A 21,554-nucleotide genomic window follows, 5' to 3' on the forward strand; every position below is an offset into this window, starting at 1 on the left:
ATCCCGCCGTCCTACTAGGAGGGTCAGCCTTTCCGGGCTTCTGTCGGAGTTTTGGACGGAGGACCCGCGGTTGGTTCCGCACGAGCACGCGGCCCCTGGCATGCACCTGGGCGCCGCGCCGAAGTCTGGAGTGCACGAAATGTCGCAGAAGACCTACAGCGCCAAGGCTGGGGACATCAAGCGCCAGTGGCACGTCATCGACGTGTCCGACAAGGTGCTTGGTCGCGCCGCCAGTCAGATCGCCACCCTCCTGAAGGGCAAGCACAAGCCGACGTACACCCCGTCCATCGACACGGGTGACCACGTCATCGTCATCAACGCCGACAAGGTGAAGGTGACGGGCACGAAGGAGACGGACAAGAAGTACTACCGTCACCCGTACGCCGGTTTCCCGGGTGCCCTGAAGATCACCAACCTCCAGAAGCTGCGCCAGCGTCACCCTGAGGACATCATCCTCAACGCCGTGCGCCGCATGCTGCCCCGCAATGCCCTGGGCCGTCAGATGATGACGAAGCTCAAGGTGTATGCTGGTGACACTCATCCGCACACCGCGCAGAAGCCGGTGGCGTTCAAGGTCGAGGCGTAAGACAACCATGGCGATCAATCCTGAACTCGGTTTCTACGCCACGGGCCGCCGCAAGGAGGCCACCGCTCGCGTCTGGCTGCGTCCTGGCAACGGCGCTGTCGTCATCAACGGCCGCGACATCAACGAGTACTTCGGCCGTGAGACGTCGAAGATGGTGCTCAACCAGCCGCTGGAGATCCTGGAGCAGAAGGGCAAGCTCGACGTCACGGTCAACGTGCGCGGCGGCGGTCTCTCTGGCCAGGCCGGTGCCATCCGTCACGGCATCGCGCGCGCGCTGTGCGCCTTCAACCCGGAGTTCCGTCCGGCGCTGAAGAAGGCCGGCTTCCTCACCCGCGATGCTCGCGCGGTCGAGCGTAAGAAGTACGGCCAGCCCGGCGCCCGTCGTCGGTTCCAGTTCTCCAAGCGCTAATCGCGCTTGTCGGCCAGCTGTCCGGCCGTTCGTCGGCGGGGGTTTCCTTCGGGAAGCCTCCGCCGTCGTGCTTTGCGGGCAAGCGGGTGGGCGTCGCCCCGTCGCGACGCGCGCGGGCGTTCTGCTACCATCCCGGCACCCTCATGGAACTCAACGAAATCCTGCAGATCGCCCTGCGCGGCGGAGCCTCCGACATCCACCTGAAGGCGGGCCTGCCGCCCATGTTCCGCGTGGATGGTTCGCTGGTGCCGCTCAAGGACGGCCGCCGCCTGCCTCCGGAGGAGGTGGCGCGCATGGCGTTCGGCATCATGAACGAGTTCCAGAAGGAGAAGTTCAAGGTCAGCAACGAGGTGGACCTGGCCTACGGAGTGCCGGGCCTGGGCCGCTTCCGCGTGAACGTCTTCCAGCAGCGCGGCACGGTGGGCGCCGTGCTCCGCGTCATCCCCTTCAAGGTGATGACGATGAAGGACCTGCTGTTGCCCCCGGTGTTGGAGAAGGTGTGCGGCGAGGAGCGCGGCCTGGTGCTGGTGACGGGCACCACGGGCTCCGGCAAGTCCACCACGTTGGCGGCGATGATCGACTACATCAACTCCAACGAAACCAACCACATCATGACCATCGAGGACCCCATCGAGTTCCTCATCCGCGACAAGCGCTCCATCGTGAACCAGCGCGAAGTGGGTGTGGACACGATGAGCTTCTCGCAGGCCCTGAAGTCAGCGCTGCGCCAGGACCCGGACGTCATCCTGGTGGGCGAAATGCGCGACCACGAGACCATCGAAACGGCGCTCCACGCCGCGGAGACGGGCCACCTGGTGATGTCCACGCTGCACACGCTGGACGCCACGGAGACCATCAACCGCATCGTGTCCGCGTTCCCCCCGCACCAGCAGAAGCAGGTGCGCCTGCAGCTCTCCAGCGTGCTGCGCGGCGTAGTGAGTCAGCGCCTCGTTCCGCGCGCGGACGGCAAGGGCCGTGTGGCGGCGGTGGAGGTGCTGCGCGTCACCGCGCGCGTGCGCGAGATGATTGAGGACAAGGACCGCACGAAGGAGATCCACGACGCCATCTCGCAGGGCACGGACTCCTACGGGATGCAGACGTTCGATCAGTCGCTGATGAGCCTGGTGCGCAACGGCCTGGTCACCTACGAAGAGGCCCACCGTCAGGCCAGCAACCCGGACGACTTCGCGCTGCGCTTCTCTGGCATCAGCGGCACGTCCGACTCGAAGTGGGACAACTTCGACGCCAAGGCCGGCGAGGAGCGTCCCATCCCGGGCTCGGCGTCCTTCGCGCAGAAGGGCGCGCCCGCGCAGGCTGCCCCCGTGGCGCCCACGCCCGCGCCGGTTCCCCAGGCCCCGCGCCCCGGAGCGCCCATGGCCGCCCGGCCCATGACGCCTCCGCCCGGCGTCGCGGCGCCGCGTCCCGCCACTCCGCCGCCCGGCGTCGTCCAGGGCCGGCCGCTGCCTCCGCAGGTGGCGGCCCGTCCGCCCACGCCCGCCCCGGTGGCCGCGCCCGCTCCGGCGGCTGGCGGCGACGACGACTTCCAGATCGAACGCTTCTAGGAAACCCGGTGCGAAGGGGGAGGGCGCCGCTCAGGCGTCGTCGTCCCCCAGCTGCGCACGCAGCCGGCTGAGGCGCATGGGCCCGATGAGCCCCTGGTGCGCCAGCGTCTGGAGCAGCGACACGGTGGCGCGCACGCGCGCGTCCTGCGCCTCGTCGGACTCCTGGAGGACCTCGTTGTCGAGCAGCGTCTCCAGGTGCTCCGGATTGATGGACGTGGGGCCTTCCGCCCAGGCGATGTCGAACAGCGCCCGCGCCATGTGCTCGCGGGCCTTGCGGTCCGCGTCGTTGGGCGCGGCCTTGGCGAACGCGAGGAACAGCGCGTCCACGGACTCCTTGGACAGCGCGGCCAGGGCGGGCACCTCGCCCAGGGACTCCTTCACGTAGTCCGCGTCGAAGTTGTCCACCTCCTGCTCGTAGCCGAAGGCCTCCTCCAGCAGGATGGACGCGAGGAAGGAGTCCGACTCCTCGTCGCTCGCGCCCTCCTCCTTCAGCGCCTCGCGCGCCTTCTGCGTCGCGGCGGACAGGGACTCGTCCTGCGTGAGCGCGCGGGCGGCGGCGTGCGCGGCCAGCAGCACCAGCGCGGCCTGGGCGTCGGAGGACAGCGCGCGTCCGCTCACGCCCTGCAGCATGGCCTTCTGCCTGGGGTTGGCGTTCGCGGCGGTCACGAAGTGCTGCTCCTCCGGAGTCAGCGGTTCCCCCGCCTTCTCCTTGCGGAGCGTTTCCCTGGCGGCGTCTGCGGTGAGGAAGCGGGCGAGGATGGGGTGCATGGCGGGGCCTGTTACCACATGGTAGGGACTCCGCGATGGTTGACGAGCCCGAAGGCCCCGAGGCTGTCCAGCGCGCCACCGATGCCTGCCTGCGTCTGCTCAAGGCGCGCGGCCGCAGCCGGCATGAGCTGTCGCTCGCCCTGGAGCGCAAGGGCTTCTCCGAATCCGTGCGTGAAGCGGTGCTCGCCCGCCTCGCGGAGTGGGGCTACCTGGACGACGCGAAGTTCGCGCGTGAACGCGCCCAGGCCCTGCTGGGCAGGGGCAAGCTGGGCCCCCGGGCCGTGCTTCAACGGCTCCAGGCCCACGGGCTGGAGGGCACGGAGGCACGGCGGGCACTGTCGGAGGCCAAGGACGCGGTGGGCTTCGACGCGCTGGAGGCCGCACGGCAGGTGCTGGAGCGCCGCCGCCTGTCCGGCCGCCCGCTGGACGCGAAGGAGCAGGCGAGGGCGGGGCGGCTTTTGCTCAGCCGGGGTTTCGCGCCGGACATCGTGACCCGGCTGGTGGGAGAACCTTCGCTGGACCCCTCCGGGCAGGACGAATAGTTTGGAGGCGTGATGCGCTCCGTCGTCCTCGTCCTGTCCGCCCTGATGTTGTCCGCCTGTGCCGCCCTCTCCGCGGGGCCCGCGGGCGAGCCTGATTACGCCACCATGGCCGCGGAGAACCTGGCGCTGGGTGAGGCCGCGATGGAGGACAACGACTACTTCAAGGCGGAGAAGTACTTCGACCACGTCCGCGCCAAGTTCCCCTACCTGGAGGCTGCGCGCGAGGCGGAGCTGAAGCTGGCGGACCTGGACTTCGCCCGGGAGATGTACCCGGAGGCGCGCGAGAAGTTCGACTCCTTCATGCGGCTGCACCCCACGCACCCCAAGGTGGACTACGCCGCCTACCGCGCGGCCCTCTCCTACGTGCAGGAGTTCCCCTCGGAGTTCTTCGCCCTGCCGCCTTCCTACGAGAAGGAGCAGAAGCCCATGTACGACGCGCTCCGGGCCATGAACGTCTTCCTGCGCCAGTACCCGGATTCGCAGTACGTGAAGGACGCCACGGCGCACCGGAATGACGCCCGCCAGCGCCTGGCGCGCCACGAGCTCTATGTCGCGTCCTTCTACGCGAAGCGCGAGCGCTGGAAGGCCGTGGCCCAACGCCTGGAGGGGCTGCTCAAGGACTACCCGGGCACGCCGCTGGAGGAGGAGGCCCTCTTCGACCTCCACAACGCGTACGTGAAGCTCAACGACACGGAGCGCGCCCAGAACACGCTGCGGGAAGTCGTCAAGCGCCTGCCGGGCACGCCCGCCGCCCAGCGTGCCCAGAAGATGCTGGGCTCGTGAGGCGCTCGGAGGACTGGGGCCGGCTGGGGGGCATCGGCATCGCCGTGCTCGCCGCCGCCTGTGTCCTCCTGTTCCTCGGCTCGCGCCTCCTGGGCGCGGCCGCCGGACCGGAAGCGGAGATCATCACCACCCTGAAGCAGGCCGAGCACGACGGAGTGTCCCTGCCCGTGCCCGGTGCACAGGCTCCGCTCGTCTCGCGGAAGCTCCAGTACGCCCGCATCTCCGTCTCCGTGGCGCCGGATGGCCAGCGCGCGGAGGCCTTCGCCACGCTGGACTTCGAGGGCGCGCTGGGCGCCACCACGGTCAGCACCGCCGGCGTGGAGGCGGTGGCCTTCACCCGAGCGTCCGGCCGGTGGAAGCCCACGTCCTCGGTGGCGCCCCGGCTGGTGGCGGTGGTGGCGGCGCTGGAGGCGCGGCGGCAGGCCCTGGCGCAAGGGCGGCCGGAGGCGCTGTCACGGCTGGCGGGCCCGGGAGGGGACGGCGGTGCGGGGCGGGCGTGGGCGGAGGTGGCCCCCTTGAGCAAGCGGCGGCTGACGGTCCAGGCGTGGTACGCGCGCCTGGAGCGGGACGAGGTGACGGTGACGGAGCACTACCGGTTGGAGGGCGATCTCCCGGCCCGGCCGGTGGACACCCGGGGTGAGCGACCGCTTTTGCTCGTGCGCGAGGGCGATCAATTCTTGTTTTCGCCCGGGCTGATGTAGGCTTCCCGAGGAGGCAGGGGCCCGCGCGGGCCGAGTCATGGACGAAGCCCTCAAGCAGCTACTGACCCTCGGGCGCGGCTCCTTCGAGAAGAAGCAGTACGCCCAGGCCGAGCAGTTCTTGACGAAGGTGGTCGAGCAGAATCCGACCTTCGCCGACGTCTACAACATGCTCGGCATCATCTACCACGACCAGGGCCAGTTCGCCCGGGCGCAGCGGGCCTTTGAGTCCGCGCTGCGGCTCAACCCCGCGTACACCGAGGCCGCGCTCAACCTGGCGGTCATCTACAACGACATGGGGAAGTACGCGGAGGCGAAGGAGGTCTACCAGGCCGCCTTGTCCCGCCAGAAGGGCGCCCCCGGCGAACTGGACCCCTACGTCATGAAGAAGGTGGCCAACATGTACGCCGACATTGGCGACGTGTTCGCCTCCAGCGGCGTGTGGGCCAAGGCCATTGAAGAGTACCGCCGCGCGCTGGCCCACTTCCCGGAGTTCGTGGACATCCGCCTGAAGCTGGGCAATGCCCTGAGGGACGCCGGCGACAATGCGGCGGCCCTGGCGGAGTACGAACAGGTCATCGCGCAGAATCCGTCGTACATTCCTGGACGGATCAATTATGGAATCGCCCTGTACTCGGCGGGACGCCGTGACGAGGCGGTGAAGGTCTGGGAAGACGTGCTCGTGCGCAGCCCCGGCAACAAGAGCGCGCAGATGTACCTCAACCTGGTGAAGGACCCGGGCAAGGCGGAAGTAACGGGTTGAGCACCATGGCAACTTCCATCATCGAGGTCGCGGCACCGTGAGCACTCCTGGCGGTACGGCGAAGTCCTTTGCCCTCAAGTTCATCTCCGGGAAGTACCAGGGCGGTGAGTTCCCGCTGAAGGCCAACAAGCAGATCGTCGTCGGACGGTCGAGCGAGTTGGACATGGTGCTCGTGGAGGACATGGTCTCGCGCAAGCACGCGAAGATTTTGTTCTCCGACGGAGCCATCACCATCGAGGACCTGGGGTCCACCAACGGCACCTTCGTCAACGGCGAGAAGGTCAAGCAGGCCAAGCTGAAGGAGGGGGACCGCATCCTCATCGGGACCTCCATCCTCAAGCTCGTGCACCAGGGCGCGGAGAGCGCCGCCGTGGACGAGAGCGTCGTGAAGCAGAAGCTGGAGGAGGCCGCCGCCGCACAGGCCGCGCGGACCACCAAGGCCAGCTCCATGACGGGGAAGATTGAGGAGATTCCCCTCCCGGACCTGCTCCAGCTCTTCCACACGTCCAAGAAGAACGGCGTGCTCGTGGTGAACAACGCCCACGAGGGTCGCATCTACCTGCGCCAGGGCCGCGTGTACTACGCGGTCATCGACGACAACCACAACCTGGGCCCGCAGAAGAGCTTCAACCGCATCGTCACCTGGGAAGAGGGTGACTTCGAGCTGCGCCCGGCGGACTCGCAGGAGTTCATGGTGGAGCTGGACTCCTCCACCGAAGCGCTCCTGATGGACGCCCTGCGGCAGCTGGACGAGTTCAAGCGGCTGCAGCCGAACCTGCCGCCCATGGCCACGGCGCTGCGCATCGCGCAGCCGCTGACGGCGCCCTTGAAGGAACTGACGCCGGAGCACCTGGACGTGCTGCAGTTGGTGCACAACCACGGCTCGTTGGGTGGCGTGCTGGACCACTCGGACGGCGACGACGTGCTCACCGCCGAAACGGTGGTGCAGCTCATGAAGCGCGACTACGTGCGCGCGGAGTAGGGCGCGGGGGAACACCATGGCGGGCGAGAAACCGGTGAAGGCAAAGCGCCTCACCGAGATGAGCCACTGCGCGGGCTGCGCGGCGAAGCTCAAGGCGGGGGACCTGGCGAAGGTCCTGGGCGGGCTGAAGGGGAAGACGTCTCATCCCCGGGCCCTGGTGGGGTTCAACACGAATGACGACGCCGCCGTGTACCAGGTGGCGCCGGGCATGGCCGTGGTGGAGACGGTGGACTTCTTTCCGCCGCTCGTGGACGACCCGTTCCAGTTCGGCGCCATCGCCGCGGCCAACGCGCTGTCGGACATCTGGGCCATGGGCGCGAAGCCGCTGTTCGCGCTCAACCTGGTGTGCTTCCCGGACGAACTGCCGCTCAAGACGCTGCAGAAGATTCTCGCGGGCGGCCAGTCCAAGGCGGACGAGGCGGGCATCCCCATCCTCGGCGGCCACAGCATCCGCGACCCGGAGCCCAAGTTCGGCATGGCCGTCACCGGCGTGGTGCACCCGAAGAAGGTGCTCACCAACGCGGGCGCGAAGCCGGGGGACGTGCTGCTGCTCACCAAGCCCGTGGGCACGGGCATCGCCACCACCGCCATCAAGCGGGGCCTCGCGTCCAAGGCGCTGACGAAGCGCGTGACGGCGCAGATGGCCACGCTCAACAAGGCGGCCGGTGAGGTGTTCGCGTCGGGTGCGTTCAAGGTGAACGCGCTCACGGACGTGACGGGCTTCGGCCTGCTGGGCCACCTGCTGGAGATGATGAACGGCGCGAAGACGCGCGCGGCGGTGGACCTGGAGCGCATCCCGCTCATCGCGGAGGTGCCCGCGCTGGCGGAGGCCGGTGTGATTCCAGGCGGCACGAAGACGAACCTCGCCCACGTGAAGAAGCAGGTGACGTTTCCGGAAGGGCTGCCGGAGCACATCCAGTGGCTGCTCGCGGATGCGCAGACCAACGGCGGTCTCCTGGCCAGTGTGCCCGCGCGCCATGCGCTCAAGGCCATCCAGGCGCTGGAGAAGGCGGGCGTGGACGCGGCCCTCATCGGCGAAGTGCAGGCGGGCCGCCCCGGCATCGACGTCATCGGCTGAGGCGACCGCGTCCGGGAGCGGATTTCGCCTCCGGGCCGGGCCTCCGCTAACATCCCTGCGCGAATGTCGCCGCGCCGCTTCCCTCTCGGTCTCGTCATGCTCGCGTGCCTCCTGCCGGCCCTCGCCGGAGCGGGGGAGCGCGGCGCTCGCATCGTCATCGACCCGGGACATGGCGGGGCGAAGGAGGGCGCGAAGGGGCCCGGCGAAATCTGGGAGAAGGAGGTCGCGCTCCAGATTGCCCAGCGCCTGCGCGACAAGCTGGAGGCCGCGGGCAGCGAGGTGTTCCTCACGCGTGACCGCGACACGCTGATGGCGCTGTCGGAGCGGGTGGAGTTCTCCAACATCCAGCGGCCGGACCTCTTCCTCTCCATCCACGCCAACTCCATGCCCACGAAGCGGCTGCGCGAGCGCACCGAGGGCATCGAGACGTACTTCCTCTCCGCCAACGCCTCCGGTGAGGCGGCGCGCGCGGTGGCGGACCGAGAGAACGCGGAAGCCCCCACGGCCCGTGCGGCGCGTGGACACTCCACGCTGGCCTTCATCCTGGATGACCTGGCGCGCACGGAGGCGCACTCGGATGCGTCCCGGCTGGCCTACTCCATCCACCCGCGGCTGGTGTCGAAGAGCGGCGCGGCGGACCGGGGCGTGCAGCAGGCGCCCTTCTTCGTCCTCACGGGCGTGGAGGCGCCGGCGGTGCTGATTGAAGTGGGCTTCATCTCCCACCCGCAGGAGGGCGCGCGGCTGGGGAAGGCCGCGTACCAGGAGACGCTGGCGGAGGCCATCGCGGACGGGGTGCAGGCCTTCCTCCGGGAGACGCGGCGGCGGGACTCCTCGCCCTCGCAACCGGTGGCTGGATCCACCGCGCCCTGATAAAGCGTGGGGGCTTCGCCTGTCCCTCCCTGTCAGGAGCCTTTCCCCGTGCGTTCGTTCAACCGTGGTGCGCTGGACCTCCGGCCTGTCACCCTCACGCCCAACGTCAACCGCTACGCGGAGGGCTCCGTCCAGGTGGAGTTCGGCCACACCAAGGTACTCGTCACCTGCTCGGTGGAGGACCGCGTCCCGCCGCACCTGATGGGCAAGGGCAGCGGCTGGGTGACGGCCGAGTACGGCATGCTCCCGCGCGCCACGCACACCCGCGGCGCGCGCGAGGCCGCCAAGGGCAAGCAGTCCGGCCGCACCATGGAGATCCAGCGGCTCATCGGCCGCGCCCTGCGTGCGTCGGTGGACCTGCAGGCGCTGGGCGTGCGCACCTTCACGCTGGACTGTGACGTCATCCAGGCGGACGGCGGCACGCGCACCGCGTCCATCACCGGCGCGTACGTGGCGCTGGTGCTGGCCATGCGCTCGCTCAACAAGCCGGGCCTGTTGAAGGGCCTCACGCCGCTGGCCGCGGTGTCCGTGGGCGTGGTGAACGGCGAGGTGCGCGTGGACCTGGACTACGACGAGGACTCCACCGCGGAGGTGGACCTGAACCTCGTGGCCACGGGCGACGGCCGCATCGTGGAGGTGCAGGGCACCGCCGAGCACAAGCTCTTCGACCGCAAGTCGATGGACGCGATGCTGGACGGGGGCCTGGCCGCCATCCAGCAGCTCGCCGCCGCGCAGGCGAAGGTGCTGGGATGAAGCCGAAGCTGCTCTTCGCCACTGGCAACGCCGGCAAGCTGCGCGAGCTGCGCGCGCTCGTGGGAGACGCGGTGGAGGTGGTGTCCCTCAAGGACCTGCCTCCCATCCCCGAGCCCGTGGAGGACGCCGACACCCTCGAGGGGAACGCGGTGAAGAAGGCCCGCGAGTACTCGAAGGCCACCGGCCTGCCCGCGCTGGCGGACGACTCCGGGCTGTTCGTGGACGCGCTCGACGGACAGCCCGGCGTGTTGTCCGCCCGGTACGCGCCGGGGGACGACAAGGCCCGGTACGAGAAGCTCCTCACCGAGCTGGCGGACGTGCCGGATGAAAAGCGCACCGCGTCCTTCCGCTGCGCCCTGGCGCTGGTGACGGGGAAGGGTGACGAGGCCCGGGTGGAGGTGGGCCGCTGCGAGGGCGTCATCCTGCGGGCTCCGAAGGGGACGAACGGCTTCGGCTACGACCCCGTGTTCCAGGTGGAGGGGGAGGGCGGGCGCTCCATGGCGGAGCTGGCGCCGGAGGAGAAGTCGCGGGTGTCGCACCGGGCCCGGGCCTTCCAGTTGATGAGGCGCCATCTGTTGGCGCTTTGACCGGCCGGGCGGGCGTCAGGAAGAGCAAGCTTGCGCGTCCGTCCGCGTTAGGCGAAGAATGCAGCACTTCTCGGGGCGTAGCGCAGCCTGGTAGCGCACCTGCCTTGGGCGCAGGGGGTCGGAGGTTCGAATCCTCTCGCCCCGATTTGAAGTGCCGTGATGTTTCAGCAGTGAGGACCGGCCAGCTCCAGTAGCTCAGCTGGATAGAGCACCGACCTTCTAAGTCGGGGGTCGCAGGTTCGAGCCCTGCCTGGGGCGCTAATCTGCTGGCCGGTGGTTTTGGGCCTTGAACAGCCCCGGTTTCCACGGTAGGAGACCGCCGCAGCAACGCCGTGAGACGTGCGAAGTGACGGCGAATGTAGCTCAACTGGTTAGAGCGCCGGACTGTGACTCCGGAGGTTGCCGGTTCGATCCCGGTCATTCGCCCTTCTTTGCTTCCCCGCGCCTATAGCTCAACTGGATAGAGCATCGGCCTTCGAAGCCGAGGGTTGGGGGTTCAAGTCCCTCTGGGCGCACTGTCTCAACCCTCTTGAAGCCGCGTCAGACGCCGCCTCCCGGCTCCGCGCTTCGGTTCCCCACAGTCCAAACACAGTCATCCGCGGCACTGGAGTCATTGACGGGGAGACAATCCCTATCATCGGCGTCTGGTCTTTCTGAGCAACGACGCCCGCGTCCCCTCTTCGGGAACGCGGGCGTTCTTCAACTCAGCGAATGACGCGGCCTCAGGCCTCCGGGTTCGTCCCGGCGCGGTCCTTGGAGGACGGCGCCTGGCAGCGCAGCTCCGTCTCCGCCTCCAGCGCGGTGAGGTTCTCGCGCATGGCCTTCGCCCAACGGGCCCGGGGCTGCTCCATCAGCTTCTCGTGCGCCAGGTCGATGGTCTCGCTCAGCTCGTCGTCGGACAGCTCGGACGTCGTCTTTCCCTTGTGGGGGCCGAACGCCACCACCACCGCGCTCGCCTTCGAACGCTCGGGCGTCTGGGACACGGGCACCGCCGCCACCGTCGTGGCCGGCGCCAGCGGCACGTCCACGTCCAGCCGCGCCTCCTCCTTCTCCGGAGTCCGCGCCGTCTCCACCGCCTTGGCGGCTTCCGCGGGGGCGGGGGCCGGAGCCAGGGTGGGGAAGGACGCCTTCACCGGGCCCGGCTTCGAGCCCAGCACCTCATAGGAACCGGAGGCGGGCGCGGGCTCGTCGTGCGCGTCGTACTCCTCGGCCGGCATCTCCTCGCGCACGTACAGTCCGCCGAAGGCCTCCGGGTACGCCTTGCGCAGCGCCGCCACTCGCGCGCACTTCTCGATCATCGTCGTGGGAATCTTGGCCCACAGCGGCGTCTGCTGGACGTAGCCGGAGAAGTCGAGCCACACGACGACGGGCAGCTTCCCCTCGCGCACCACTCGCGACCAGGCACCCACCAGGGCGCCCTTGCGCTTGGCCGGGTTGAAGCGGTGCACCACTTCGCCCTTGCCCTGGTCCACGACGATTTCGTCCTCGGCGAACACCGCGCTCGCCTGGATGCCCTTGAAGTCCGGAAAGCGCTCCGCCCGGGCGAGCATCCCCGCCTCCGAGGGCTGGAACTCGTACTTCGTCACCCAGTTGGGCCGCTCCCGGTTGCCCACGTTCTGCCGGCGCGCCACGCAGAACGCTTCCTTGAGGAGCGGATCCAACCCGCTGCGCTTGCACTGCTCGATGAAGAGGGCGAACTCGTCCTCGCTGATTCCCCGGGGGCAGATGGTCCGCTTCACCAGGTCCACCCGCTCCCGGTTCCAGGCCGCGCCCTGCGGCGACGTCGTTCCTTCCGCCTTCACATTCGCATCCATCACTGTGTCTCCAGCACCGCTCGAAAAAGCGGACGACCCTCGCCCGCCCACATGGTTGCCCGGGCACACGGCGCACGACCCGTGGAGCAGGGGCCTGGACGGTCCCCCTGCTACAGGCCTGCAGCGCGAACCGAGGCGTGGATCAACATGCGAGCCGGGCAGGCCCTTCGCATCGCTTCCCGGGCGCAGGGACGGCCGGCCGCACGCCGGGCATCCGGTTCCACCGCGGAGAATGTGAGGAGGGTGCAAAAACGTTTTGACAGAGCGGGCGGCGACCGGTATTCACCGCGCCACCTCGGACGTCGCGAAGCCAACGCGGCCGAAAGCAAAGCCGGGAGCGTAGCTCAATTGGCAGAGCAATGGACTCTTAATCCATAGGTTGTGGGTTCGATTCCCTCCGCTCTCACTCGCAGGGCCCCTTCTGGAAACGGAAGGGGCCCTGTGTCTTTTCCGGCACTCCCTGACGGGGAGGTCCGCTCGGGAAAGCCCCTGTCGTCCACGGACGTTTCGGAGTAGGACGGCGGTCGCGCGACGCGTCGGGCGGGTGGCGAAACTGGTAGACGCGCCAGACTTAGGATCTGGTACCGCAAGGTGTGAGGGTTCGAGTCCCTCCTCGCCCATTTCGCGTTGACCCGTTCGTGCCTATCCCCTAAAGCCGCACGTCCCACTTTCCGGTTGCCGCCCCGGGACGTATAGCCCGTGGAGGCGGCGAGCGAGGCCCGCATGAAGGTCCAGGTCGAAGAGCTCTCTCCCATCGAGAAGAAGCTCTCCATCGAGGTCGACTCCGCCCGCGTCGTTGAGGAGCTCAACCGCGCGTACGCCGCGCTCAGCGGCCAGGTGAAGATGCCCGGCTTCCGTCAGGGCAAGGTCCCCCGCCGCATCCTCGAGCAGAAGTACCGTGAGCAGGTGGAGGACGACGTCATCCAGCGCGTCGTGCAGAAGGCCTACCTGGACGCCGTGCGCGAGCACAAGGTGGAGGCCGTCGCCTCTCCCCAGGTCACCAACTCCGGCCTCAAGCCCAACGCCCCCTTCAGCTTCGAGGCGCGCGTCGAGGTGAAGCCGAAGGTGGAGGCCAAGGACTTCGAAGGCCTGTCCCTCACGAAGGTGGACACCGCCGTCGCTGACGACGCGGTGAACCAGCAGATCGAGAACATGCGCCAGAACCTGGGCCGCATCGAGCCCGTCACGGACCGCGACACCGCGGCCCAGGACGACCAGGTCACCATCGACTTCGAGGCGAAGGTGGACGGCAAGGAGTTCCCCGGCAGCAAGGCGGACGGCATTGGCGTGCGCGTGCAGGACGGCGACCTCATCCAGGGCAACATCCCGCAGCTGGCGGGCGTGAAGGTCGGCGAGTCCAAGGACGTCGAGTACACCTTCTCCCAGGACTACCAGGCCGAAGAGGTCCGCGGGAAGACGGCCGTCTTCCACATCACCGTCAAGGAGCTGAAGAAGGCGGTGGTGCCGGAGCTCAACGACGACTTCGCCAAGCAGACGGGCGTCGCGCAGACGGTGGATGAGCTGCGCGCCAAGGTGCGCTCGGACCTGGAGAAGGCCAGGAAGAACCAGTCCACCGTGGACGAGCGCGACGGGCTCATCAAGGCGCTGCTGGAGAAGAACCCGTTCGACGTGCCCCGCGCCATGGTGGAGCGCGCCATCGACTCCATGATGGAGGGCGCCTTCCGCCAGATGCAGCGCCAGGGCATCGACCCGCGCCAGCTGGGCCTGGACTTCAACCGCCTGCGTGACGAGATGCGGGAGAAGGCCACCCTGGAGGTGAAGGGCACGCTGCTCTTCGAGGCCATTGCCCAGCAGCAGAACATCCAGGCGTCCGACGAGGACGTGGAGAAGCGCATCGAGGACCTGGCCATCGAGGCCAACCAGCCGGTCGCCCAGGTGAAGAAGTACTTCAAGGGCCCGGACGAGCGCCTTGGGTTGTCTCTGCGACTCCGCGAGGAAAAGACGATTGAATTCCTCAAGGGCCGGGCGAAGTATTCTTGAGGTCTTTTCCTCAAGCCTTCTGAGTTCCTTCTAGAGGTCCATCCGACATGCCCTTCATGCCCGTCCCCTACGTCATCGAGCAGACCCACCGGGGTGAGCGCTCGTACGACATCTACAGCCGGCTCCTGAAGGACCGCATCGTCATGCTGGGAACGGAGATCGACGATGACGTGGCCAACGCCATCGTCGCCCAGCTCCTGTTCCTGGAGTCCGAAGACCCGGACAAGGACATCAACCTCTACATCAACTCGCCCGGTGGCTCGGTGACGGCCGGTTTGGCCATCTACGACACGATGCAGTACGTCAAGGCGCCCGTCTCCACCATCTGCGTGGGGCAGGCGGCCTCCATGGGTGCCGTGCTGCTGCTCGCCGGCGCGAAGGGCAAGCGCTACTCGCTGCCCTCCAGCCGCATCATGATCCACCAGCCGCTGGGCGGCGCGCGCGGCCAGGCGACGGACATCGAAATCCAGGCCCGTGAAATCCTTCGCATGAAGGCCAAGCTCAACGAGCTCATCGTCAAGCACACCGGCCAGACGATCGAGCGCGTGGAGAAGGACACGGACCGCGACTACTTCATGGGCGCCACGGAGGCGAAGGCGTACGGCATCCTCGACGCCATCCAGGACCCCCGGAAGGTCGTGGGCGTGAAGCCGGAAGAGAAGAAGTAGACACACCGACATCCGAACGGACCGGGGTGTCAAACACCCGGTCGGCGGCCGGGGGTGCTGGGAATCTTCTCCCGCGCCTCCGGCCTTCTGTTTTCCCCCATCACCGGTATTTTCCCCTTGTTAAGTACCCGGAAGGTGCGTGGACGTTCCGGATGGGGGCTGACTAGATTGGTGTGGGCAGGGGACCGGACGCGAAGCGGGTTGGGGCCTTTCAGGCGCAGCGAGGGATTTCATGGCGGGTAAGAACGTGGAGAAGCGAGACAACCAGACCCTCTGCTGCTCCTTCTGCGGCAAGTCGCAGAAGGAGGTGAAGAAGCTCATCGCGGGCCCTACGGTCTACATCTGCGACGAGTGCATCGGGCTGTGCAACGACATCATCGCGGAGGAGATTGACCGCGAGGAGACCAAGGACACCAAGCTGCGCATCCCCCGGCCCTCTGAAATCAAGGCCGTGCTGGACGAGTACGTGGTGGGCCAGGAGCGCGCGAAGAAGACGCTCTCCGTGGCGGTGCACAACCACTACAAGCGCATCGAGTCCAAGGTCGCCATGGACGATGTGGAGCTGCAGAAGAGCAACATCCTGCTGCTCGGCCCCACGGGCTCCGGCAAGACGCTGCTCGCGCAGACGCTGGCGCGCATCCTCAACGTCCCCTTCACCATCGCGGACGCCACGTGCCTCACGGAGGCCGGCTACGTCGGTGAGGACGTGGAGAACATCATCGTCAACCTGCTCCAGGCCGCGGACCACGACATCGAGCGCGCGCAGCGGGGCATCGTCTACATCGACGAAATCGACAAGATTGCCCGCAAGTCGGAGAACCCCTCCATCACCCGCGACGTGAGCGGCGAGGGCGTGCAGCAGGCGCTGCTGAAGATCATCGAAGGCACGGTGGCCAACGTCCCGCCCAAGGGTGGCCGCAAGCACCCGCAGCAGGAGTTCCTGCAGGTGGACACCACCAACATCCTCTTCATCTGCGGCGGCGCGTTCGGCGGCCTGGAGCAGGTGATTGAGCGGCGCATGGGTGGGCGCAGCCTGGGCTTTGGCGCGGAGATCCAGTCGCGCAAGCAGCGCAACCTGAGTGAGCTGCTCAAGCAAGTGGAGCCGGAGGACCTGCTCAAGTTCGGCATGATTCCGGAGTTCATCGGCCGTCTGCCCATCATCACCGCGCTGGAGGAGCTGGACGAAGGCGCGCTCGTGAACATCCTGGGCGAGCCCAAGAACGCGCTCACCAAGCAGTACCGCAAGCTCTTCGAGCTGGACGGCGTGTCGCTGAAGTTCACCGACGGGGCCTTGAAGGCCATCGCGTCGGAGGCCATCCGCCGCAAGGCGGGCGCTCGCGGCCTGCGCTCCATCCTGGAGACGGCCATGCTGGACGTGATGTACGAAATCCCGTCCCGCAAGACGGCCCGCGAGGTGCTCATCTCCGAGGAGGTCATCCTCAAGAAGAGCGAGCCCGTCGTCCTGCACTCGCAGGACAACAAGGAGACGCCAGAGCCGAAGAAGGAATCCGCCTGAGTTGAGGCGGAGCATCCTCTAGGGGCACGCAAGGGCCTGATGGGGATGACGGGGCGCGTCACGGTCATTGGACCGGGACGCGCCCTTCGTCTTTCCCAAGCGGGCTTCCGGGCGTGGGGGCGGGCCACGCTTTTTTGCGGCCGGGGCGGGGGGCTTCTTGTATCTGCTGTCCCCCATGAGAAAGCTCCTCATGCCTGCCCTGTTGTCGCTCGTGGCCTGTACTTCCTCGAAGGAAGCCACGCGTGATGAAGCCCCCGCCGCGTCCCCAGCGACGCAGAGCGCTCCGGCCCAGGAGGGCCCGTCCCGCATGGCCTACCCGGCGACCCGTTCCGACGCGGTGGTGGACACGCTGCACGGCGAGCAGGTGGCGGATCCGTACCGCTGGCTGGAGGACGAGAAGGCCCCGGAGGTGCAGGCCTGGATGAAGTCGCAGGACGGCTTCACCCGTGACGCGCTGGCGAAGATGCCGGGCCGCGACGCGCTGACGAAGCGCTTCACGGAGCTGTTCTACGTGGACTCGGTGACGGCGCCCTTCCGCCGGGGCAACCGCTACTTCTACATGCGGACCCACAAGGACAAGGAGAAGGCCATCGTCTACTGGAAGGACGGCGAGTCCGGACAGGAGAAGGTGCTGCTGGACCCGAACGTCATGAGCAAGGACGCCCCGGTGTCCCTGGGCCGCTGGGTGCCGTCGTGGGATGGCAAGCGCGTGGCCTTCCCGGTGCGCCCCAACGCCGCGGACGAGGCCACCCTGCACGTCATCGACGTGGACACCGGTGAGTGGTCCAAGGTGGACGTGATTGAGGGCGCGAAGTACGCCAACACCAACTGGACGCCGGATGGCAAGGGCTTCTACTACGAGTGGCTGCCCACGGACTCCTCCATCCCGGTGGACGCGCGCCCGGGCTACACCACGCTCAAGTTCCACAAGCTGGGCCAGGACCCGAAGAACGACGTGGTGGTGCACGAGCGCACCGGTGACCCGACGACGTTCCTCCAGGGCGACCTGTCGCGTGACGGCAAGTACCTCTTCGCGTCCATCCTGCGCGGCTGGAGCGAGAACGACGTCTACTGGAAGCACCCGGCGGACAAGGACTGGCGGCTGCTCGTGAAGGGCAAGGGCGCCAAGTACACCGTCATCGCCTGGAAGGACCGCTTCTACGTCGTCACCGACGAGGGCGCCCCGCGCCAGCGCGTCTTCGCCGTGGACCCGAAGAAGTCCGAGCGCGCGAACTGGAAGGAGCTGGTGCCGGAGGACCCCAAGGCCACGCTGGAGAGCGTGTCGCTGGTGGGCGGCCACCTGGCGCTGGAGTACCTCAAGGACGTGACGACGGAGCTGCGCATCACCACGCTGGAGGGCAAGCCGGTGCGCACCGTGCAGCTGCCGGGCGTGGGCGCCGCCAGCAACCTGCTGGGCCTGGAGGACCAGGACGACGCCTACTTCGCCTACAGCTCCTTCACCACACCCCGTCAGGTGTACCGGACGTCCGTGAAGAGCGGGAAGGTGGACCTGTGGGCGAAGGTGGAAGTGCCCATGGACCCGGACGCGTACACCACGGAGCAGGTCTTCTACCCGTCGAAGGACGGCACGAAGGTGCCCATGTTCCTCGTCTACAAGAAGGGCCTGAAGAAGGACGGCACCGCGCCCACGCTGCTGTACGGGTACGGCGGCTTCCTGGTCAGCATGCAGCCGGGCTTCCGCGCGAGCATCCTCCCGTGGCTGGACGCGGGCGGCATCTACGCGGTGGCCAACCTGCGCGGCGGCGGTGAGTACGGCACCGCGTGGCACGAGGCGGGCAAGGGCGCGCACAAGCAGAACGTGTTCGACGACTTCGCGGGCGCGGCCGAGTACCTGGCGAAGGAGAAGTACACGCAGGCGAAGAAGCTGGCCATCTACGGCGGCAGCAACGGCGGCCTGCTGGTGGGCGCGGCCATGACGCAGCGCCCTGAGCTGTACGGCGCGGTGGTGTGCGGGGTGCCGCTCCTGGACATGGTGCGCTTCCACCTGTTCGGCAGCGGGCGGACCTGGGTGCCGGAGTACGGGTCGGCGGACGACGCCGGGCAGTTCAAGACCCTGTACGCCTATTCGCCCTACCACCATGTGCGCCAGGACGTGAGCTACCCGCCCCTGCTGATGATGAGCTCGGACCACGACGACCGGGTGGACCCCATGCACGCGCGCAAGTTCGTGGCGGCGGTGCAGAACGCGAAGGGCAATCCGGCGCCCACGTTGCTACGCATCGAGGCGAACGCAGGCCATGGTGGGGCGGACCAGGTGGCCAAGGCCATCGAGTCCAGCGTGGACATGTATGCCTTCCTCTTCCAGGTCCTGGACGTCGCCCGGTCGGATGCCGGGGTGGCGGCCGAGAGTCGCTAGAATCGGGGCAGGACACACTCCTGCCTCTCGGTGTTCCCTTGAAGGCAGGGTGCGGACCCCCAATCTTGAGCGGGGAACGGGTCCTGCGACCGGCGTGTTATAGAGCAGCGTTTCACCCTGCATGAGCGCTTGGGCGCCATGTGGGCAACTCTTGAAGGGCCTGCCTGTACGGCTGGCCAGCGGGTGGCGGATACATGTTCTTCGGACGTGACGACAAGAAGGAAGCCCAGAAGCGGGGCCTCACCATCCCGCTCTTGCCCCTTCGGGACATCATCGTGTTCCCCCACATGGTCGTTCCGCTGTTCGTCGGCCGGGAGAAGTCCATCGCGGCGCTGAAGGACGCGATGGCCCACAAGGGGCCGGATGACAAGGCGGTCATCCTGCTGGCCGCCCAGAAGAAGGCCAAGACGAACGACCCCTCGCCCGACGACATCTTCCACTTCGGCACCATCGGCCACCTCATCCAGCTCCTTCCGCTGCCTGACGGCACGATGAAGGTCCTGGTGGAGGGCGTGCGCCGCGCCAAGGTGAAGAAGTTCCACCCGAACGACGCCTTCTTCATGGTCGAGGTGGACGAGGTCGAGGAGACGCTGGAGAAGAGCGTGGAGCTGGAGGCGCTGGTTCGCTCCGTCCACTCCGTCTTCGAAGCCTTCGTGAAGCTGAACAAGCGCATCCCGCCGGAGATGCTGATGCAGGTCGCCAGCATTGACGACCCTGCGCGCCTGGCGGACACCATCGTCGCGCACCTGTCGCTGAAGCTGAACGACAAGCAGGCGCTGCTCGAGACGGAGTCCCCGGCCAAGCGCCTGGAGAAGCTCTACGAGTTGATGCAGGGCGAGATCGAGATTCTCCAGGTGGAGAAGAAGATCCGCACGCGCGTCAAGAAGCAGATGGAGAAGACCCAGAAGGAGTACTACCTGAATGAGCAGATGCAGGCCATTCAGAAGGAACTGGGTGAGCGCGACGAGTTCAAGAACGAGATCCAGGAGATTGAAGAGAAGCTGAAGAACAAGCGGATGAGCAAGGAGGCCACGCTCAAGGTCAAGAAGGAGCTGAAGAAGCTCCGGATGATGAGCCCGATGAGCGCCGAGGCCACGGTCGTCCGCAACTACATCGACTGGATCATCAGCCTGCCCTGGTACGACGAGACCCAGGACCGGCTGGACGTCACCGAAGCGGAGCGGGTGCTCAACGAGGACCACTACGGCTTGAAGAAGCCGAAGGAGCGCATCCTCGAGTACCTGGCCGTGCAGCAGTTGGTGAAGAAGCTGAAGGGCCCCGTGCTGTGCTTCGTGGGTCCTCCGGGCGTGGGCAAGACGTCGCTCGCGCGCAGCATCGCGCGGGCCACGGGCCGCAAGTTCGTGCGCCTGTCGCTGGGCGGCGTGCGTGACGAGGCGGAGATCCGCGGCCACCGCCGCACGTACATCGGCGCGATGCCGGGCAAGCTCATCCAGTCCCTGAAGAAGGCGGGCAGCAACAACCCCGTGTTCCTCCTGGACGAGATCGACAAGATGTCCACGGACTTCCGTGGCGACCCGAGCGCGGCGCTGCTGGAGGTGCTGGACCCGGAGCAGAACCACAACTTCAACGACCACTACCTGGACCTCGACTACGACCTGTCCAAGGTGATGTTCATCTGCACCGCGAACACGATGCACAACATCCCCGGTCCGCTGCAGGACCGCATGGAGGTCATCCGCATCGCGGGGTACACCGAGCCGGAGAAGCTCTCCATCGCGCGGCGCTACCTGATTCCGAAGGAGCAGGAGGCCAACGGCCTCGCGGACCTGAAGATCGACATCACCAACGACGCGCTGAAGACCATCGTGCACCGGTACACGCGCGAGTCGGGTGTGCGTTCGCTGGAGCGTGAGATTGGCGGCGTGTTCCGGAAGATTGCCCGCGACGTGCTGAAGAACGGCAAGCGGGACCTCATCGAGGTGGACCGCAAGCAGGCGATGAAGTTCCTGGGCACGCCCCGCTTCCGCTACGGAGTGGCGGAGCGCGAGGACCAGGTGGGCATCGTCACGGGCCTCGCGTGGACGGAGCTGGGCGGTGAGATCCTCACCACGGAAGCCACGTCCATGCCGGGCAAGGGCAAGCTCATCATCACCGGCAAGCTGGGTGAGGTGATGCAGGAGTCCGCCCAGGCGGCCATGTCCTACGTGCGCAGCCGCGCGGAGCGCTTCGGCATCGACCGCAAGGTGTTCGAGAACTACGACATCCACGTCCACCTGCCGGAGGGCGCGATTCCCAAGGACGGTCCGTCCGCGGGTGTCACCATGGCCACGGCGCTGGTGAGCGCGCTCACGCGCGTGCCGGTCCGCAGGGACGTGGCGATGACGGGTGAAATCACGCTGCGTGGCCGCGTGCTGCCCATCGGCGGTCTGAAGGAGAAGACGCTGGCGGCGCACCGCGCAGGCATCAAGACGGTCCTGATTCCGAAGGCGAACAAGAAGGACCTGAAGGACATCCCGCTGAAGATCCGCAAGGCGCTGCGCATCGTCCCGGTGGAGTTCGTGGACGACGTGCTGCGTGAGGCGCTGCTCCTGGAGAAGCCGGAAGAGTTCGGCCGCAAGGGCGCCGGGGACAACCTGAAGATGGGGCTGGCCGTACCGGATGCGGTGTCCACGCCTTCCGCGCCGGCCTCCTGAGGTCTTGAGTCCCGGGCCCCTTGAGGGGGCCTGGGATGGGTGGTGACGAAGCCAGGATGCCGGCCGACCAGGAGTCGCCGGTCTCCTGGCTTCTCTCTTTTTTACGAGCAGGTCGGGTACAACGCGGGGAGTGGCTCCCCGCG

Annotated in this window: 19 protein-coding genes and 6 tRNA genes; 23 read left to right on the plus strand and 2 right to left on the minus strand. The window is 67.5% G+C overall.

The window, feature by feature from the left end:
* Nucleotides 1–139 precede the first annotated feature (139 nt).
* The 3 genes from rplM (at nucleotide 140) to GTZ93_RS17265 (ending at nucleotide 2,557) form a co-directional block, all read left to right on the plus strand.
* Nucleotides 140–586 carry a 50S ribosomal protein L13 gene (gene rplM / locus GTZ93_RS17255; protein WP_139921178.1) on the plus strand — a complete coding sequence of 149 codons (447 nt, stop codon included), beginning with the start codon at nucleotides 140–142 and terminating at the stop codon, nucleotides 584–586.
* Between the two features lie 7 nt (nucleotides 587–593).
* Nucleotides 594–995 (plus strand): 30S ribosomal protein S9, encoded by a 402-nt coding sequence (gene rpsI / locus GTZ93_RS17260; RefSeq protein WP_120549158.1) that lies wholly within the window; start codon nucleotides 594–596, stop codon nucleotides 993–995.
* A gap of 143 nt (nucleotides 996–1,138) precedes the next feature.
* Nucleotides 1,139–2,557: a type IV pilus twitching motility protein PilT gene (locus GTZ93_RS17265; RefSeq protein ID WP_120577038.1), complete on the plus strand. Its 1,419-nt coding sequence runs from the start codon at nucleotides 1,139–1,141 to the stop codon at nucleotides 2,555–2,557.
* 30 nt (nucleotides 2,558–2,587) lie between these two features.
* Here the strand turns inward: GTZ93_RS17265 and GTZ93_RS17270 are convergent, their stop codons facing one another.
* Nucleotides 2,588–3,325: a hypothetical protein gene (locus GTZ93_RS17270; RefSeq protein WP_139924048.1), complete on the minus strand. Its 738-nt coding sequence runs from the start codon at nucleotides 3,323–3,325 to the stop codon at nucleotides 2,588–2,590.
* A gap of 35 nt (nucleotides 3,326–3,360) precedes the next feature.
* Between GTZ93_RS17270 and GTZ93_RS17275 the strand changes: the two genes are divergently transcribed.
* The 13 genes from GTZ93_RS17275 to GTZ93_RS17335 all read left to right on the plus strand — a co-directional run bounded on the left by GTZ93_RS17275 (nucleotide 3,361) and on the right by GTZ93_RS17335 (nucleotide 10,896).
* On the plus strand, nucleotides 3,361–3,867 hold the full coding sequence (locus GTZ93_RS17275; RefSeq protein ID WP_139924050.1) for a regulatory protein RecX: 507 nt from the start codon (nucleotides 3,361–3,363) through the stop codon (nucleotides 3,865–3,867).
* 12 nt (nucleotides 3,868–3,879) lie between these two features.
* A complete protein-coding gene (locus tag GTZ93_RS17280; RefSeq protein WP_120577033.1) occupies nucleotides 3,880–4,650 on the plus strand; it encodes an outer membrane protein assembly factor BamD in 771 nt (256 codons plus the stop codon).
* On the plus strand, nucleotides 4,647–5,351 hold the full coding sequence (locus GTZ93_RS17285; protein ID WP_121754524.1) for a hypothetical protein: 705 nt from the start codon (nucleotides 4,647–4,649) through the stop codon (nucleotides 5,349–5,351). Before GTZ93_RS17280 ends, GTZ93_RS17285 begins: the two co-directional genes overlap by 4 nt.
* 37 nt (nucleotides 5,352–5,388) lie before the next feature.
* On the plus strand, nucleotides 5,389–6,111 hold the full coding sequence (locus GTZ93_RS17290; protein WP_014394857.1) for a tetratricopeptide repeat protein: 723 nt from the start codon (nucleotides 5,389–5,391) through the stop codon (nucleotides 6,109–6,111).
* A gap of 37 nt (nucleotides 6,112–6,148) precedes the next feature.
* Nucleotides 6,149–7,093 (plus strand): DUF4388 domain-containing protein, encoded by a 945-nt coding sequence (locus GTZ93_RS17295; protein ID WP_120581232.1) that lies wholly within the window; start codon nucleotides 6,149–6,151, stop codon nucleotides 7,091–7,093.
* 16 nt (nucleotides 7,094–7,109) lie between these two features.
* The gene (selD, locus tag GTZ93_RS17300) at nucleotides 7,110–8,171 is read left to right on the plus strand and encodes a selenide, water dikinase SelD (RefSeq protein ID WP_120581231.1); all 1,062 of its coding nucleotides are present in this window, start codon (nucleotides 7,110–7,112) and stop codon (nucleotides 8,169–8,171) included.
* A gap of 63 nt (nucleotides 8,172–8,234) precedes the next feature.
* Complete coding sequence (locus tag GTZ93_RS17305) at nucleotides 8,235–9,041, plus strand: N-acetylmuramoyl-L-alanine amidase family protein (RefSeq protein WP_139923391.1); 807 nt, start codon at nucleotides 8,235–8,237, stop codon at nucleotides 9,039–9,041.
* A gap of 48 nt (nucleotides 9,042–9,089) precedes the next feature.
* Entirely contained in the window at nucleotides 9,090–9,794 is a 705-nt protein-coding gene (rph, locus tag GTZ93_RS17310) for a ribonuclease PH (RefSeq protein ID WP_139923393.1), read from the plus strand.
* Nucleotides 9,791–10,381: an RdgB/HAM1 family non-canonical purine NTP pyrophosphatase gene (rdgB, locus tag GTZ93_RS17315; protein ID WP_120581228.1), complete on the plus strand. Its 591-nt coding sequence runs from the start codon at nucleotides 9,791–9,793 to the stop codon at nucleotides 10,379–10,381. The genes rph and rdgB overlap by 4 nt, the downstream gene beginning before the upstream one ends.
* A 71-nt stretch (nucleotides 10,382–10,452) precedes the next feature.
* Nucleotides 10,453–10,526 (plus strand) — tRNA-Pro (locus GTZ93_RS17320).
* Nucleotides 10,527–10,565: 39 nt separating this feature from the next.
* Nucleotides 10,566–10,639 (plus strand) — tRNA-Arg (locus GTZ93_RS17325).
* A 94-nt stretch (nucleotides 10,640–10,733) separates the two neighbouring features.
* Nucleotides 10,734–10,807 (plus strand) — tRNA-His (locus GTZ93_RS17330).
* Nucleotides 10,808–10,822: 15 nt separating this feature from the next.
* Nucleotides 10,823–10,896 (plus strand) — tRNA-Arg (locus tag GTZ93_RS17335).
* 207 nt (nucleotides 10,897–11,103) lie between these two features.
* Here the strand turns inward: GTZ93_RS17335 and bet are convergent.
* A complete protein-coding gene (gene bet / locus GTZ93_RS17340) occupies nucleotides 11,104–12,195 on the minus strand; it encodes a phage recombination protein Bet (protein WP_161662881.1) in 1,092 nt (363 codons plus the stop codon).
* Nucleotides 12,196–12,528: 333 nt separating this feature from the next.
* Here bet and GTZ93_RS17345 point away from each other — a divergent pair.
* From GTZ93_RS17345 to lon, 7 genes are all read left to right on the plus strand, one after another.
* A tRNA-Lys gene (locus GTZ93_RS17345) sits at nucleotides 12,529–12,601 on the plus strand.
* 132 nt (nucleotides 12,602–12,733) lie between these two features.
* Nucleotides 12,734–12,815 (plus strand) — tRNA-Leu (locus GTZ93_RS17350).
* 103 nt (nucleotides 12,816–12,918) lie between these two features.
* Entirely contained in the window at nucleotides 12,919–14,196 is a 1,278-nt protein-coding gene (tig, locus tag GTZ93_RS17355) for a trigger factor (RefSeq protein ID WP_139923619.1), read from the plus strand.
* Between the two features lie 47 nt (nucleotides 14,197–14,243).
* Nucleotides 14,244–14,864 carry an ATP-dependent Clp endopeptidase proteolytic subunit ClpP gene (gene clpP, locus GTZ93_RS17360; protein WP_120557687.1) on the plus strand — a complete coding sequence of 207 codons (621 nt, stop codon included), beginning with the start codon at nucleotides 14,244–14,246 and terminating at the stop codon, nucleotides 14,862–14,864.
* 232 nt (nucleotides 14,865–15,096) lie between these two features.
* A complete protein-coding gene (gene clpX / locus GTZ93_RS17365) occupies nucleotides 15,097–16,380 on the plus strand; it encodes an ATP-dependent Clp protease ATP-binding subunit ClpX (protein ID WP_120595429.1) in 1,284 nt (427 codons plus the stop codon).
* 190 nt (nucleotides 16,381–16,570) lie between these two features.
* The gene (locus tag GTZ93_RS17370) at nucleotides 16,571–18,757 is read left to right on the plus strand and encodes a prolyl oligopeptidase family serine peptidase (protein ID WP_257979434.1); all 2,187 of its coding nucleotides are present in this window, start codon (nucleotides 16,571–16,573) and stop codon (nucleotides 18,755–18,757) included.
* 194 nt (nucleotides 18,758–18,951) lie between these two features.
* Complete coding sequence (lon, locus tag GTZ93_RS17375; RefSeq protein WP_139921891.1) at nucleotides 18,952–21,411, plus strand: endopeptidase La; 2,460 nt, start codon at nucleotides 18,952–18,954, stop codon at nucleotides 21,409–21,411.
* Nucleotides 21,412–21,554 lie beyond the last annotated feature (143 nt).

Source organism: Corallococcus exiguus (assembly GCF_009909105.1).
Classification (GTDB): domain Bacteria; phylum Myxococcota; class Myxococcia; order Myxococcales; family Myxococcaceae; genus Corallococcus; species Corallococcus exiguus.

Bases quoted from the DNA above. Each gene is read 5' to 3' on its own strand.
- rplM (WP_139921178.1), top strand. From the start codon at position 140: ATGTCGCAGAAGACCTACAGCGCCAAGGCTGGGGACATCAAGCGCCAG.
- rpsI (WP_120549158.1), top strand. From the start codon at position 594: ATGGCGATCAATCCTGAACTCGGTTTCTACGCCACGGGCCGCCGCAAG.
- GTZ93_RS17265 (WP_120577038.1), top strand. From the start codon at position 1,139: ATGGAACTCAACGAAATCCTGCAGATCGCCCTGCGCGGCGGAGCCTCC.
- GTZ93_RS17270 (WP_139924048.1), bottom strand. From the start codon at position 3,325: ATGCACCCCATCCTCGCCCGCTTCCTCACCGCAGACGCCGCCAGGGAA.
- GTZ93_RS17275 (WP_139924050.1), top strand. From the start codon at position 3,361: ATGGTTGACGAGCCCGAAGGCCCCGAGGCTGTCCAGCGCGCCACCGAT.
- GTZ93_RS17280 (WP_120577033.1), top strand. From the start codon at position 3,880: ATGCGCTCCGTCGTCCTCGTCCTGTCCGCCCTGATGTTGTCCGCCTGT.
- GTZ93_RS17290 (WP_014394857.1), top strand. From the start codon at position 5,389: ATGGACGAAGCCCTCAAGCAGCTACTGACCCTCGGGCGCGGCTCCTTC.
- selD (WP_120581231.1), top strand. From the start codon at position 7,110: ATGGCGGGCGAGAAACCGGTGAAGGCAAAGCGCCTCACCGAGATGAGC.
- GTZ93_RS17305 (WP_139923391.1), top strand. From the start codon at position 8,235: ATGTCGCCGCGCCGCTTCCCTCTCGGTCTCGTCATGCTCGCGTGCCTC.
- rdgB (WP_120581228.1), top strand. From the start codon at position 9,791: ATGAAGCCGAAGCTGCTCTTCGCCACTGGCAACGCCGGCAAGCTGCGC.
- bet (WP_161662881.1), bottom strand. From the start codon at position 12,195: ATGGATGCGAATGTGAAGGCGGAAGGAACGACGTCGCCGCAGGGCGCG.
- tig (WP_139923619.1), top strand. From the start codon at position 12,919: ATGAAGGTCCAGGTCGAAGAGCTCTCTCCCATCGAGAAGAAGCTCTCC.
- clpP (WP_120557687.1), top strand. From the start codon at position 14,244: ATGCCCTTCATGCCCGTCCCCTACGTCATCGAGCAGACCCACCGGGGT.
- clpX (WP_120595429.1), top strand. From the start codon at position 15,097: ATGGCGGGTAAGAACGTGGAGAAGCGAGACAACCAGACCCTCTGCTGC.
- GTZ93_RS17370 (WP_257979434.1), top strand. From the start codon at position 16,571: ATGCCTGCCCTGTTGTCGCTCGTGGCCTGTACTTCCTCGAAGGAAGCC.
- lon (WP_139921891.1), top strand. From the start codon at position 18,952: ATGTTCTTCGGACGTGACGACAAGAAGGAAGCCCAGAAGCGGGGCCTC.